At 58.0% G+C, this 12,738-nt stretch carries 13 protein-coding genes; 11 read left to right on the top strand and 2 right to left on the bottom strand.

Annotation, left to right across the window (positions count from 1 at the left end):
- Positions 1-6: 6 nt before the first annotated feature.
- Both ACSEXW_RS06940 and ACSEXW_RS06935 read right to left on the bottom strand, forming a co-directional pair.
- Entirely contained in the window at positions 7-2,244 is a 2,238-nt protein-coding gene (locus tag ACSEXW_RS06940; protein WP_438445383.1) for an ATP-binding protein, read from the bottom strand.
- Positions 2,245-2,474: 230 nt separating this feature from the next.
- The gene (locus tag ACSEXW_RS06935) at positions 2,475-3,725 is read right to left on the bottom strand and encodes an FAD-dependent oxidoreductase (protein WP_438445382.1); all 1,251 of its coding nucleotides are present in this window, start codon (positions 3,723-3,725) and stop codon (positions 2,475-2,477) included.
- 158 nt (positions 3,726-3,883) lie between these two features.
- Here ACSEXW_RS06935 and ACSEXW_RS06930 point away from each other — a divergent pair, with 158 nt between their 5' ends.
- The 11 genes from ACSEXW_RS06930 to ACSEXW_RS06880 all read left to right on the top strand — a co-directional run bounded on the left by ACSEXW_RS06930 (position 3,884) and on the right by ACSEXW_RS06880 (position 12,647).
- Positions 3,884-4,309: a MarR family winged helix-turn-helix transcriptional regulator gene (locus ACSEXW_RS06930; RefSeq protein WP_438445381.1), complete on the top strand. Its 426-nt coding sequence runs from the start codon at positions 3,884-3,886 to the stop codon at positions 4,307-4,309.
- A gap of 96 nt (positions 4,310-4,405) precedes the next feature.
- The gene (locus ACSEXW_RS06925; protein WP_438445380.1) at positions 4,406-5,677 is read left to right on the top strand and encodes an MFS transporter; all 1,272 of its coding nucleotides are present in this window, start codon (positions 4,406-4,408) and stop codon (positions 5,675-5,677) included.
- Positions 5,678-5,873: 196 nt separating this feature from the next.
- Complete coding sequence (gene rbsK / locus ACSEXW_RS06920) at positions 5,874-6,788, top strand: ribokinase (protein ID WP_438445379.1); 915 nt, start codon at positions 5,874-5,876, stop codon at positions 6,786-6,788.
- 114 nt (positions 6,789-6,902) lie between these two features.
- A complete protein-coding gene (locus ACSEXW_RS06915) occupies positions 6,903-7,043 on the top strand; it encodes a hypothetical protein (RefSeq protein WP_438445378.1) in 141 nt (46 codons plus the stop codon).
- A 72-nt stretch (positions 7,044-7,115) separates the two neighbouring features.
- The gene (locus ACSEXW_RS06910; protein WP_438445377.1) at positions 7,116-7,913 is read left to right on the top strand and encodes a helix-turn-helix transcriptional regulator; all 798 of its coding nucleotides are present in this window, start codon (positions 7,116-7,118) and stop codon (positions 7,911-7,913) included.
- 62 nt (positions 7,914-7,975) lie between these two features.
- The gene (locus ACSEXW_RS06905; RefSeq protein WP_438445376.1) at positions 7,976-9,382 is read left to right on the top strand and encodes an MFS transporter; all 1,407 of its coding nucleotides are present in this window, start codon (positions 7,976-7,978) and stop codon (positions 9,380-9,382) included.
- 166 nt (positions 9,383-9,548) lie between these two features.
- Positions 9,549-10,070 carry a TetR/AcrR family transcriptional regulator gene (locus ACSEXW_RS06900; RefSeq protein WP_438445375.1) on the top strand — a complete coding sequence of 174 codons (522 nt, stop codon included), beginning with the start codon at positions 9,549-9,551 and terminating at the stop codon, positions 10,068-10,070.
- 116 nt (positions 10,071-10,186) lie between these two features.
- Entirely contained in the window at positions 10,187-11,140 is a 954-nt protein-coding gene (locus ACSEXW_RS06895) for an SDR family NAD(P)-dependent oxidoreductase (RefSeq protein WP_438445374.1), read from the top strand.
- Between the two features lie 166 nt (positions 11,141-11,306).
- Positions 11,307-11,750, top strand: a complete 444-nt coding sequence (locus tag ACSEXW_RS06890) for a hypothetical protein (protein WP_438445373.1) — start codon at positions 11,307-11,309, stop codon at positions 11,748-11,750.
- A 1-nt stretch (position 11,751) separates the two neighbouring features.
- Positions 11,752-11,979 carry a helix-turn-helix transcriptional regulator gene (locus ACSEXW_RS06885; protein ID WP_438445372.1) on the top strand — a complete coding sequence of 76 codons (228 nt, stop codon included), beginning with the start codon at positions 11,752-11,754 and terminating at the stop codon, positions 11,977-11,979.
- Complete coding sequence (locus ACSEXW_RS06880; protein ID WP_438445371.1) at positions 11,976-12,647, top strand: DUF4386 domain-containing protein; 672 nt, start codon at positions 11,976-11,978, stop codon at positions 12,645-12,647. Before ACSEXW_RS06885 ends, ACSEXW_RS06880 begins: the two co-directional genes overlap by 4 nt.
- Positions 12,648-12,738 lie beyond the last annotated feature (91 nt).

Here is a 12,738-nt window from a genome sequence, read left to right as displayed (position 1 = left end):
CTGGCTCTATACTTGGAAGGAAATGGTGAACAGGGTACCCTTGGGGGAGGAATCCACCGTGAGCTCGGCATGGTGACGGGAGGCGATGTCATAGCAGATGCCGAGTCCCAGTCCGGTGCCCCCCTCCTTGGTGGTAAAGAAGGGCTTGCCCAGCTTCTCTATAACCTCGGGTGGCATGCCGTGCCCTTCGTCCTGTACGGAGAGCATCACCTTGCCGTCCTGATGGCGGGTCCGGATCGTGACGCTTCCGGGGGAAGCCATAGCCTCCAGAGCGTTGCGGCACAGATTCAGCAGGAGCTGGCGGATTTCCTTCTCATCCAGCGGAAGCAAGGGGACTGGCTGCAGGTCCAAGATCACCTGATGAGAGCTCAGGTTCGCTTCGGCTTCGATCAGAGGATAGACGGGACGGATAATCTCGTTCAGGTCGCCGGGCTCCAGCTGCATCGGTTTGTACCGGGCCATCCCCAGAAACTCGGTTAGGATGCCGTTGGCCCGGTCCAGCTCTTCGATCATGATGTCGAAGTAGGGCCGTTCCTTAAGATATTGCTCCTTGCGGCTCAACAGCTGCAGGAAGCCCCGGATGGTGGTCATCGGATTGCGGATCTCATGGCCGATGCCGGCAGCCAACTGCCCGATGGAGTTCAGACGGTCCATCCGGTTGATCTCCTGCTGCATCCGGCTCTTCTCCAAGGCTTCCTCGTGGAGCTGTCCATGAAGCTGCACCAGGCTCTTGGTGCGTTCCGCCACCATAACTTCCAGCCGGGTCTCCAAGGCGCGCCGGTCCGTAATGTCCATGATGGCCACTACCGCGCCCAGAATTTGTCCACCCGAGCCGATGATCGGGGCTGCCGAGTTCATGATGGTGGCGGTTTCTCCGTCGAAGCGCACCAGGTCCAGCACTTCGCCGACGGTGGTCTCGCCGAAGCGGATGGCTTTGGCAAGGGCCCAATCCTCCGGATCAAGCTTCTCGCCCGTGTCTGTCCACGACGCCTGGAATTGCCCGTAGTCCTGGATCTTCAGGATAGGCGAAGCGGGAGCTCCCGCACAGATTTCAATGAACTGACGGTTGGTCTCCACGATCCGGCCGTTGGCGTCGGCGATGATGACACCGACAGGAAGCGAATCCAGGATGGCCCGGATGGTGCCCTTTTCCTCTTCGATCTCCTGGACCTGGCTGCGGATCTGCTCGAGCATATGGTTGAAGGCTCGCCCGGTGGAGCCCAGTTCGTCCATGCCCAGATCAGGCACCCGGGCTTCCAGGTCGCCGCCGCCATAGCGCTTCGCCGTATAGAAGAGCTGCATCACCGGATTGACGATGGTGCGCCCGAACAGATACGCTGCCGCCAACAGCGCACCGGCCGTAACGGCCGACAGAATCAGGATGTCCTTCAGAGCCTTGGAGCGGGTTTCGGTCAACAGCTCGTTCAGGGAAACCGTGATGTAGCAGGCCCAGCCGATCTCAGGTATCGGGTAGTCCACCCCGAACCGGGCCGATCCGTCGAAGCTGGAATTCCGGGATTGGGTCAGCACCAGCTCCCCACGGAGCGCACGCCAGGTCGGCGAGGTGTCGGAGATCTTGCGTTTATCCTCCGGCACGGTATCCAGACCGGATCTGTACACGAGGGTACCCGTAGGATCCACCAGTCCGAACCGGGCGCTGCTCCGCAGCTTCATGGACTTGAAGACCGTTCCCACCTTGTCGTCGTCGAGAATGGCGACCATGATTCCCATGAGTTGGTCCCCCTGATAGATGCCTCTTGCAATCGGGATGATGGCTCCGTTATCCGCCTTGCTCATCACCAGCGGCGAGAGAACCTTTTCCTCACCGTCCCGGATGCGCCGGACATATTGCCGCTCCCGGAAATTCTTGAGGTAGAGGGAAGGCTGGGTGGTGAGCAGAACATTGCCCTCCGGGTCCAGCCAGGTTAAGCCGTCAATGACGCCTTCCTTAGCCAGGATCGATTCCAGGTAATTTTCCTTCTCGGAGAGATCCCAGGACTCGTTGTCCAAGAGAGACTGGCCGATGGAGAGCTCGGTCAGCCAGATCTGCTCCAGGAAGTTGACGAAGGACATGCTGAAGGCTCCCGCCAGCTCCACATTGTTGTTCAGCTGCTCGTCCACACTGTCCTTGTACTGCCGGAACGTAAGGTAGGCGAAAAAAGAGATAAAAGGAATCATGATGCTGAGAACCAGGAGCATGAGCTTCACCCGGATGCTTCTTCGAAGGGGGACCACCGATTTCATCCTCTTATTCACCAACGTTTTCCGTTATGATCAGGAATACTCGATTCGATTCGTGTTCTTATCTGAAAATATGACTATTTTTAATTATAATCACCAAAGAATGATATGGGTAGAGAGAAAATGCATGGGTTCCTAAAATTTGGAGAATACGCGTGTTTCATTTATCGGTAAGTCCCATTTGCAGACAAAAAAATCCCCGCAATCGCGAGGATTGGGGGCGGGGGAGGATCTTATTTGGAGAAACGCACGCCTTGGTCGCTAAGACGGCGATGAACCTCCGATATGGAAACGCCGGACAGAGCGGCTGCATCATCGATGGCCACGGCTGCGGCAATGCCTGCAGCCTGCCCCAGCGCATAGCACGTAGGCTGGACGCGCATGGAGGACATGGCGACATGGGTGGCGCTGATGCTGCGGCCGGCCACAAGAAGACCTTCGACGTCGGCGGGCACCATACAACGGTAGGGAATGTCGTAGCCGTCAATGTGGCGCTCGTCGGTGGACTTGCGACCGTCCGGGCTGTGGATGTCGATCTCGTAGTTGGTCTGCGCCACAACGTCGTCGAACCGGCGGCCATCGGTCAAATCCTGCTCGGTCAGGGTGTAGAGCCCTTCGATCTGATTGGTTTCCCGCACCCCCACTTGACCCGGAATATGGGAAATGACGTAGGTGGCGAAGCCGTTGCGCTGCAGGTAATGGGCCACGGAGAAGACCTGCTTCAGCGCTTCCTTCTCCGCGGCATTCACATCCTCGACCTTGGCGCCGTTGCCCTTGACCCGGGTCATATTGACAAGCAGCGTGCCTTCGCTGTTGCGCTCCCAGTAGAGATGCCGACCTTGGGGCAGATCCTCCACGGAGTTGTAGTGGTAGCAGTCCTCCGGAAGATAGGGCTCCACCGGCTTGCCCGTGTTCTGCATCATGAACATCAAGGTCATGGGCTGGGTCAGACCGTCGCCTTCCCGGCCGCTGCGCACGGGTACACCTGCATCCGCAGCCACCGCGGCGTCGCCCGTTGCGTCAATGACGACCGTGCCGGCGAAGGCGAGGAGCCCTTGGCGGGTATGGGCGACGACGCCGGTAACCCGGTTGCCTTCCTTGACGGAGGCGACAAAAGCGGTATGGTAATAGACCTTCACGCCCTCCTTCTCCAGCTTGCGGTTCAGATAGTGGCGGAGGACGAACGGAGAATATTGGGGAGCGATGGAAGTGTGATGCGAATCGGGCAGGCTGGCGGGCAGCACCTCGTTGATGATCTCTCGGTAGATGCCCGTTACATTGCCTACCGGCATGAAGATGCTGACGTTGCCTAGGGTTCCCATACCGCCCAGTTGGCCGGATTGCTCGAGGAGGATGACTTTTTTGCCGCAGCGGGCGCCTGCGATGGCTGCTGCCGTACCGGCCGGTCCTCCTCCGATGATGAGGATATCCGCCGAATCGTAGATCTCGATGGCACGTTCCAGTTTCACGCTGTTCGAGGACATATGATCCCTTCCTTTTGTTTGGTCTTGCCTTCATTATAGGAACAGCGAAGGAACGGTTATAGTTCCATTTTAGTTACACTCAAAACAAACGATTGACAATTTAAGGGAATCTGCATATATTTGTTGTACATACAAAATAGACATAAGGGGGAAGTAAGGTGGAGCTCGGATTTCTGCATTCGTGTCTGTTTTTCACCGCCAACCGGCTCAGCCGGGCGATTACCCGTATTGCGGAGGAGGAGTTTGCCGATACCGGCCTGACCCCGATGTACGGCTATTTGATCCGGATCGTGAACGGGGAGCCGGGCATTACCCAGAAGCGCTTGGCAGAGCTCCTGTACATTACGCCTTCCACCTTGACCCGCTTTATCGACAAGCTGGAGGCGAAGCATCTGGTGGAGCGCAAGGTGCACGGCAAGACGGTGCTGGTGTATCCGACGGATAAGGGGCAGGACATGGAGGAGCGGATCCGGCGCGCGTCCAAAAATTTCGAGATGCGGTATTATGAGCTTCTCGGGAAGGAAGTGGCCAGACAGTTGTCCGCGCAGATGGAAGCGGCCAGCGAGAAGCTGGAAGGGACCTGAGAGTAAGGAAGGTTCTTCAAGGTCTGTGTGGGTTGGATGGCTTATCAAACTGTTGTATGTACAAACAAAATATGTGATGACAAAGGAGTGTCTGCCATGACCGGTGTAAGGAAACAGCCGCGGCTCTTCTATGGGTGGCTGGTCATTCTCATTACCTTCGGAGTGCTGCTGGTATCGGCAGGAATCCGCTCCATGCCGAGCATTCTGATGACGCCGTTGGAGGAGGAATTCGGATGGAGCCGGGGAAGCATCTCCGGCGTCGTCTCGACCGGCATCTTCCTCTACGGGCTGATGGGTCCATTCTCGGCGGCCATCCTATCCAAATACGGGGTCCGCCGGTCCGTCGTCGCCGCCTTGGCGCTGGTGGGCGGAAGCCTGGCCGTAACCCCCTATATGACGTCCCTCTGGCAATTTCAGCTGCTCTGGGGGGTGGCGTCCGGACTGGGAACGGGGATGATGGCCAATGTTCTCGGCGTCACGGTAGCCAATCGTTGGTTCGCTGAGAGAAGAGGGCTGATCGTCGGCATTCTAACGGCCAGCGCCGCGACCGGCCAGCTTCTGTTCCTGCCGATGCTAGCCCAGATCATCGCTGCGTCAGGCTGGAGGACCGCAGTATACGCGGCCGTCGGAGCGATCGCGGTGATACTGGCCGTTGCAGCCATCTGGATGAGGAACCATCCCTACGATGTCGGCGCGGCTCCTTACGGTGCGGTTGAGGCGGTGAAGCCGGAGCCCTTCACCGGCAGCATCCTGCTCACACCGCTGACCACCCTGCGTTCGGCTATGGGCAGCAAGACCTTCTGGCTTCTGGCGGGAACCTTCTTCTTCTGCGGCTTCACCACCAACGGGCTGATCGGCACCCACCTGATCTCCGCGTGTATGGACCATGGCATCGAACAGGTCATGGCCGCCGGCCTGCTGGCGATGATGGGCATGTTCGATCTGGTGGGCACGACGCTGTCGGGATGGCTGACGGACCGTTACGACGCCCGGCGCCTGCTGTTCATGTATTACGGCCTTCGCGGGCTCTCCCTGTTGTTCCTGCCCTACGCCCTGGAATACTCGTCTATCCCTCTGGTGGTCTTCTCGGTGTTCTACGGACTCGATTGGATCGCCACCGTTCCGCCTACCGTCAAGCTGGCCACCCAGGAATTCGGCCGCGAGCGGGCCGGTATGATCGTCGGCTGGGTTGTGGTGGCGCATCAGATTGGCGCTTCTGCGGCCGCTTACGGGGCCGGTCTGGTTCGGGAATGGACGGGAACCTACTCCATCTTCTTCCTCCTTGCCGGCCTGACCTGCCTGATCGCTTCCGTCATGGCCCTGCGGATCTCGAAGGGACACAAGACAGCCCTTCAAGCCGGCATCTGACGCCGGGTTCCACGGTCTAGAGGCAGCCACACCTATACCGGGAGGATCCAATCCGATATGCTAATGCTATAACCAAATCGTAAAGGAACGCACCGGTCCGCACAAGCGGTCCGGTCATCGAATCGAGGACCTGTTCGCCAAGATCCGGCGCACGGCGATGGAGGAGAACAATTATTAAGAAGAGGGAGGCAGAAGGATGACACCGAATATCGTCGTCGTCGGCAGCTTGAATATGGACATCGTCGTTACCATGGACCGGATGCCGCATAAGGGAGAGACCGTACACGGAAGAGCCGTCCACTATGTGCCGGGAGGAAAAGGGGCGAACCAAGCCGCAGCGGCGGCTCGCCTGGGAGCAGCCGTAACCATGATCGGCGCCGTGGGAGACGACGCCTTCGGCGGACGGTTGACCTCTGGGCTGCAGGCCTTCGGCGTGGATACGAGCTACGTCCGGGTCATGGACGGGATGGAAACGGGGACGGCGCATATCCTGCACACGGCGGAGGACAACTGCATCGTGGTGGTTCCGGGCGCCAACGGCCGGCTAAGCCCGGAGGACATCCGCCGCTGCAGCGGGATCATCAGCCGGGCGGATGTCCTGATCACCCAACTGGAGGTGCCGCTGGAGACGGTTCGGGAAGCTCTGCGGCTTGCACGGGAGGCCGGGGTTCGGACGATCTTGAACCCGGCTCCGGCGGTGCGGCTGCCCGAGGAGCTGCTGAAGCTGGTCGATGTTCTGACTCCGAACGAAACGGAGTTCGCTTTCTTATCGGGACGACCGGTTGCGGAAAGTGAGGAGGCGCTGCGAGAGGATCTTGCGGCTTGGCAGGACCGGTACGGGGGACGGGTCGTCGTGACCCGGGGGCCGGCCGGAAGCTCGTATCTGGAGGAGGGGGAGCTCCGCACTGCATCGTCCCTGCAGGTGGAGGTGGCGGACACGACCGGCGCGGGAGACGCCTTCAACGGGGCGCTGGGCTTCTGTCTGGCGTCCGGGAAGTCGTTCGGCGAAGCGGCGGTTTTTGCCTGCCGGGCTGGCTCCTTGTCCGTTACAAAGTTCGGAGCTCAGGGCGGACTGCCCAGCCTAACGGAAGTAAGGGCCACCTACGATTAACGGTTGTGCGGCATGGCCGGAAGGGGAATTCTCCCTTCCGGTTTTTTTTGCTGTGGACGAGGCTGCTGGCCGCGGGAGATGTGGAGCGTGAAGGCCATGGATGGCCTTTAATCCATGGCGAAGCTGGAGGTGGGGGAAATGAAGGCCACCGGTGGCCATGAATGCCGTGGCTGGGGACTGTGGGCTCCGGGGAAGCAGGAATGGTTTTATCAATATATAATCTTAAATAAAAATTTATATAAAATTATGCCTTGATAAGTTCCCTTTCCGACTAAAATATGGTAACCTGAAAAGGCGAACTTTTGTTCTGGTCAAGGAGGCTCCCGAATGCTGATCGTAAGGTCGGAAATCGATGAAGTGATCGAATATATCCAAGCCCACTTGTACGACCCGCTGCCGTTGAACCGGCTGGCCGGCCACATCTCCTACAGTCCGTCCCACTTTGCTCGGATCTTCAAGGAACGGACCGGGCTCCCGCCGCTCTACTACGTCTCGTCGCTTCGGCTGCAGAGAGCGAAGGATCTGCTCTTGCGCACGACTCTGCCGATCCGGGACGTGGGACTGGAGATCGGCCAGCAGAGCTTGGGAACCTTCACGACCCGCTTCACGGAACGGGTGGGGGTCACGCCCTCCGAATTCCGCCAGTCCGCGCTTCAGGGGGATACACCGCTCCAGAGCCTCCGCAGGCTCCGGCATTGGCATGAGCCTGAGCTCCGTAATGATCACGGCTTGTCCCAGGTTCACGGGGCTGTCCACGCAGAGGTCCCCTTCCAGGGGATCGTTCTGATCGGGTTATTCCCCAAACCGATTCCAGAGGGGATGCCCCTGTACGGCACCGTGCTTCCGGGAGCGGGAAGCTTCCGGTTTACCGGTGTGAAGCCGGGAACCTATTACTTGATGGCCACATCGGTAGCCTGGGGCATGCAGGCGATGGATTTTTTGCTGCCGCATCATACGCTGCGCTCCCGTTCCAAGGAACCGGTCCGGGTGGAGCCCGGCAAGCCTGCGCCCCATCGGATATTGACCCTGCATCCGCCCCGAACGGATGATCCGCCCATCCTGATCTCCATCCCGCTTCTTATGAACACGTTCCTGAAGCGCGTCGCTCAGGATGGCGATCGGTGAGAAATTGTTCCCGCGGGAAGATGCTACAATGATCCAAACGACTGAAGGAGGTCAATAACGATATGCATGCGGTAGAGAGCAAGGAAAATCCGGCGGCGTCTGCCGCGCCGGGAATGAGAAAGAGCGTGCTGTGGATTTACTATGTGATCTTCTTCGCCGTCTTGAACGAATCGGTGTTCAATGTATCGACGCCCAACATCGCGGAGGAATTCGGACTGGACGCGTCAGGCGTTAGCTGGGTCGTGACCATCTTCTTCATCGTCTTCGGCATGGGCACCGTCATATTCGGCAAGCTGGCGGATATGCACAGCATCAGACGGCTGATCACGATCGGGATATTGGTCTACTGCGCAGGATCGTTATTGGGCTTTCTGCTGCAGAGCTGGTATCCGGCCGTCATCCTGGCCCGCGCGGTACAAGGAGCGGGAGGGGCGGCGATCCCAGCTTTGGTTTTCGTCATGGTTGCCCGATTCTTCAGCCCGGAGGAGCGGGGAAGGATGTTCGGCATCATCACCTCGACCGCCTCGTTCGCCGTCGGAATCGGCCCTGTGCTGGGGGGCTATATCGCCGGCTCCTTCCATTGGACCTACCTGTTCCTGATCCCGCTTCCGGTGCTGGTGGCGGTGCCGGCTCTGCGCAAGCATCTGCCCGATGAGGAGAAAGGTGAGGGACGGCTTGACCTGCCGGGGGCGCTGCTTCTGGGTTTGGCCGTATCGATGCTCATTCTGTTCACCACGAATACGAGCTGGATCTATCTTCTGTTGACGGCGGCGGCGCTGGCCGGGTTCATCGTACGCATCCGAAGGGTCCGGGAGCCCTTCGTCGATCCGGAGCTGTTCTCGAATCCGCTCTACCGGAGCGGCCTTATTATCGGCTTCATCATCTTTGGCACCGTCATGTCGGTCATGTTCGTCATCCCTCTGATGCTGAACGGCATCTACCGCCTGGACACGAGCAGTATCGGACTGGTCATGTTCCCGGGGGCCTTCAGCGCCGTCATCTTCGGGGGCGTGGCGGGGAGGCTGACGGTGAAGAGGGGCAGCCATTTCGTGGTCTACCTGGGTCTCGGGTTCATCGCCTTGAGCCTGCTCGTACAATCGTCGGCCATCGGCCTGTGGGTCTGGTACATCGGTGCAGCCTTGGTGCTTATGTATATCGGATTGTCCTTCGTCCAGACGGCGTTGACGGAGAGTGTGACGCAGATTCTGCCGAACCGTCAGATCGGCGTCGGCATGGGACTGTTCAACATGATGTCCATCATCGCGGGAGCACTAGTCACATCCCTGGTGGCCAAATCCATGGAGGCCGAACTGTTCGCCTTCAAGCTTCACCCGGCCATTACCAATGAGCAAGCTTACCTATATGCCAATATGATCCTGTTCTTAAGCGTAGTGGTTATGGGGAGTGCGGTGTTGTACGTTCTCTCGTTCGGCAAAAAGTCGCCCCAGCCCGCACACGGTCAGGGTTGAGCACACAAGAACAGCCGGGATGTGTCCCGGCTGTTTTTGGTAAGCACGGAGAGAACCCTGCGCTGCACCCGGAGGGACTACCCGGTTGCTATTAGCACATGGAACCTGTTACACTAGGTGCGATGATTGATTAATCACTAAATCGTGTAAAAGGGGAGTGCAAAGCATGTCCAAGAACGAAGCCGTTTCGGTGAACCGGCGAATGGAGATTATCTCGGCGGCTATTGAAGTGTTTGCAGAAACCGGCTATTACCGGACGACCACCATGCAGGTAGCCAAGCGGGCAGGGATCTCGCAGCCGTACATTTTCCGCTTCTTCGCCACCAAGGAGGAGCTGCTGCATGCCGCACTGGAAGCATCTTGGCAGCGGATCGCCGAATCCTTCCGCAGGGTCATCGCCACGGCAAGCTCCGACCGGTTGGAGCAGGAGCTGATTGCCGCATACGTGGAGATCATGAATGTGCACCGCTCGGAGACGCTGCTCCAGATGCAGGCTCATACGATTCAGGAGGAGCCGATCCGCTTGGCGATGCAGGCAGGCTACAGAGAGATCCGCGGGATCGTGCTGGAGGCCTTCCGGCGCCACGAAGTACCGGACTCCGAGGAGAGGACGAAGCTGTTTCTCGCGAGGGGGATGCTGTGCAACATCTCGATGGCCCTGGATTTGCCGGAGCTGATGGAAGGGTGAAGGGGCGGGATGCCTCTTTTTCAAAAATAGTGATTGATCAATCACTAACCGTGTGGTATAGTTGTTCTAACAAAACAGTGATTGATCAATCACTAACTGAAATGGAGGATGGTTCGATGAAAAAGGCGATTGTAATTGGAGCGACTGGCGGTACAGGTGCTGTGATGGTGGAGGAATTGGTGCGTCGGGGGATACCGGTTATTGCTTTCGGCCGTTCCCGCTCGAAGCTGGAGCAGGCGGCCGCACGCTTGGGCCATCCCGCCAACATGGAAATTGCGGTAGGGGATGCCTTCCGTACCGAAGACCTGGAAGCGGCGTCCCAAGGGGCGGACGTCATGTTCCATTGCGCGAACGTCCCCTACCACGAGATGGCGGAGCGGCTGCTGCCGCTTGGAGAGGCGGTCATGACCGCCGCGGACCGTCTCGGGATGAAGGTGGTGGTCGTCGACGGGATCTACCCCTATGGGAAAAAGCAGTCGGATCCCGTAACCGAGGAGCATCCGAAGGCGCCTCATACCCGGAAGGGACGGATCCGGTTGAATTTTGCCAACCTGGTGTTTGACCGCCGATGGCGGCATGCGCGCCCCCTTCTTGTCCGATTGCCGGACTACTATGGGCCCACGGGAAACCAAGCTTCTTACTTGGGAGGAACTCTTGAAGCCATCGCGAAGGGGAAAATGGGATTCTTCATCGGGAACATGGATGTGCCGAGAGAGTATGTGTATCTGCCTGATGCGGCGAAAATGACGGTGGAGCTTGCTCTGCACGATCACGCATACGGCCAGGAGTGGAACATACCCGGGTCGGGCGTCATCTCCGGTCATGAGATCGTCCGGCTCGCACGGAAGGCTGCCGGTGTGGCGAAGCCCGTCCTGCCTCTGGGAAGAATCGGCTTATCCGTGCTGGGGTTGTTCGTTCCGGTCATGAAGGAAGTGGTGGAAATGCTGTATCTGACGGAGGAGCCGCTGCGCTTGAGCGGGGAGAAGTATGAGCGGCATATCGGCCCGATCCCGGCCACCAGCTACGAGGAAGGTATTGCCGCTACCGTGCGGCATTTGAAGGGAAGATGAACCGTACGGTTGAAGCTTGAACGGAACAGACCGATTGCCGGTAACCCGGAATCGGTCTTTTTTTTAGTTGTATGTAAAGTTTGTTTGACATTAAGTATGATATGTATTACATTGTGTATAACAGACATGACTTCGTGTCCAATTTAACGTACAGGTGGTGTTGGGAATGACCTATCAAGAAAAGAAAAGCATTGTCTCCTTGATCAGCGCAATCGTCATATTCGGTTTGTATGCCGCGTACATGGTCCCCCGGTATCCCGGAGGGGGAGACAGTCCCGAAACCCTGCATTATTGGGGTTCCTATGTGCTTTTGCTGACGTTGTTCTCCATCCTTGCGCATATTGCGATCGGCATAGGGTTCAACATCGTCTACCGGATCACAACCGGCGAGAAGGAGCCTTCCTTCCAGGATGAGTTGGATACCCTTATTGGTCTTCGGGCCTTCCGGAATTCCTTCTTCGTGTTCGTTATCGGCTTCCTGCTTGCCATGGGAGCCCTGGTGGCGGATCAGCCCTTGCGGGTCATGTTCCTCCTCTTGATCGGATCGGGATTCGTATCCGACTTGACCGGCTCCGTGACGAGATGGTACCACTACCGGAGAGGCGTGTAAGATGGGCAAAAATCTGGTCGGCAATCACATTCGAACCTTACGCTTTCATCATAACGAGATGACGCAGCAGCAGCTGGCCGATATGGTCGGCGTAACCCGGCAAACCATCGTCGCCTTGGAGAAGGGAAACTACTCTCCCTCCCTGGAGCTGGCCTTCCGCATTGCCCGTGCCTTCCAGCGTCCGCTGGAGGACGTATTCTATTATGGAGATGAGGGAGAAACAAAATGAAATCCAAGCGGTTGTCCGCCACCATGACAGGGATCTTCTTTATTGCTGCGGCGCTTTCGTCCATTGTGGGTCTGATCCTGTATGATCCGATTCTGAACGGCGCCGATTACCTGCAGACGGGCTCCGCTCACAGCAATCAGATTATTCTGGGCGCACTGATGGAGCTTGTGCTGGTCGTATCCGCCGTCGGCACCTCCATCAGCATGTTCCCCTACCTGAGAACGTATAACGAGACTCTGGCGCTCGGCCATGTCCTCTTCCGTTTCCTGGAAGCTGTAATCATCACCATCGGCATCGTCAGCGTGCTGTCCCTCTTGACGCTAAGCCGGGAATTCGTATCCTCCGCATCACCGGACACCACCGCTTATCTCGCATCCGGAACCGTGTTGAAAGCCGTGCATGACTGGACTTTTATGCTGGGGCCTAACTTTATGCTGGGCATCAATACGATGCTGTACAGCTACATTTTCTTCCGAACCAGACTTGTGCCGAGGGCCATCTCCACCTTAGGCTTAACCGGCTCCGTGCTGGTCTTCGCGGCTGCCTGTCTCGAAATGTTCGGCGTTTTCCCGCAGCTCTCGGTCTGGGGAGCACTTCTGTCGCTGCCGGTGGCGGCCAACGAGATGATTCTGGCTGTATGGCTCCTTGCCAAAGGCTTCCGTTCATAGGAAGCGGCAGTGGACGACAAAAAACCAAGGAGCTTAGCGAGGAATATCCGCTTAGCTCCTTGGTTTCTTTTGCATGTTTGATTAGGCCGCA

This window comes from Oryzibacillus soli, from assembly GCF_051594765.1.
Classification (GTDB): Bacteria; Bacillota; Bacilli; order Paenibacillales; family NBRC-103111; genus Paenibacillus_AR.
The sequence above is the reverse complement of the archived record's forward strand: the minus strand, read 5'-3'. Positions and strand labels throughout refer to the sequence as shown.

Excerpts from the sequence above, each read along its gene's own strand:
- ACSEXW_RS06885 (WP_438445372.1), top strand. The coding sequence starts at position 11,752 with ATGGGCAAAAATCTGGTCGGCAATCACATTCGAACCTTACGCTTTCAT.
- ACSEXW_RS06880 (WP_438445371.1), top strand. The coding sequence starts at position 11,976 with ATGAAATCCAAGCGGTTGTCCGCCACCATGACAGGGATCTTCTTTATT.
- ACSEXW_RS06895 (WP_438445374.1), top strand. The coding sequence starts at position 10,187 with ATGAAAAAGGCGATTGTAATTGGAGCGACTGGCGGTACAGGTGCTGTG.
- ACSEXW_RS06905 (WP_438445376.1), top strand. The coding sequence starts at position 7,976 with ATGCATGCGGTAGAGAGCAAGGAAAATCCGGCGGCGTCTGCCGCGCCG.
- rbsK (WP_438445379.1), top strand. The coding sequence starts at position 5,874 with ATGACACCGAATATCGTCGTCGTCGGCAGCTTGAATATGGACATCGTC.
- ACSEXW_RS06910 (WP_438445377.1), top strand. The coding sequence starts at position 7,116 with ATGCTGATCGTAAGGTCGGAAATCGATGAAGTGATCGAATATATCCAA.
- ACSEXW_RS06940 (WP_438445383.1), bottom strand. The coding sequence starts at position 2,244 with ATGAAATCGGTGGTCCCCCTTCGAAGAAGCATCCGGGTGAAGCTCATG.
- ACSEXW_RS06890 (WP_438445373.1), top strand. The coding sequence starts at position 11,307 with ATGACCTATCAAGAAAAGAAAAGCATTGTCTCCTTGATCAGCGCAATC.
- ACSEXW_RS06935 (WP_438445382.1), bottom strand. The coding sequence starts at position 3,725 with ATGTCCTCGAACAGCGTGAAACTGGAACGTGCCATCGAGATCTACGAT.
- ACSEXW_RS06900 (WP_438445375.1), top strand. The coding sequence starts at position 9,549 with ATGTCCAAGAACGAAGCCGTTTCGGTGAACCGGCGAATGGAGATTATC.
- ACSEXW_RS06925 (WP_438445380.1), top strand. The coding sequence starts at position 4,406 with ATGACCGGTGTAAGGAAACAGCCGCGGCTCTTCTATGGGTGGCTGGTC.
- ACSEXW_RS06915 (WP_438445378.1), top strand. The coding sequence starts at position 6,903 with ATGGCGAAGCTGGAGGTGGGGGAAATGAAGGCCACCGGTGGCCATGAA.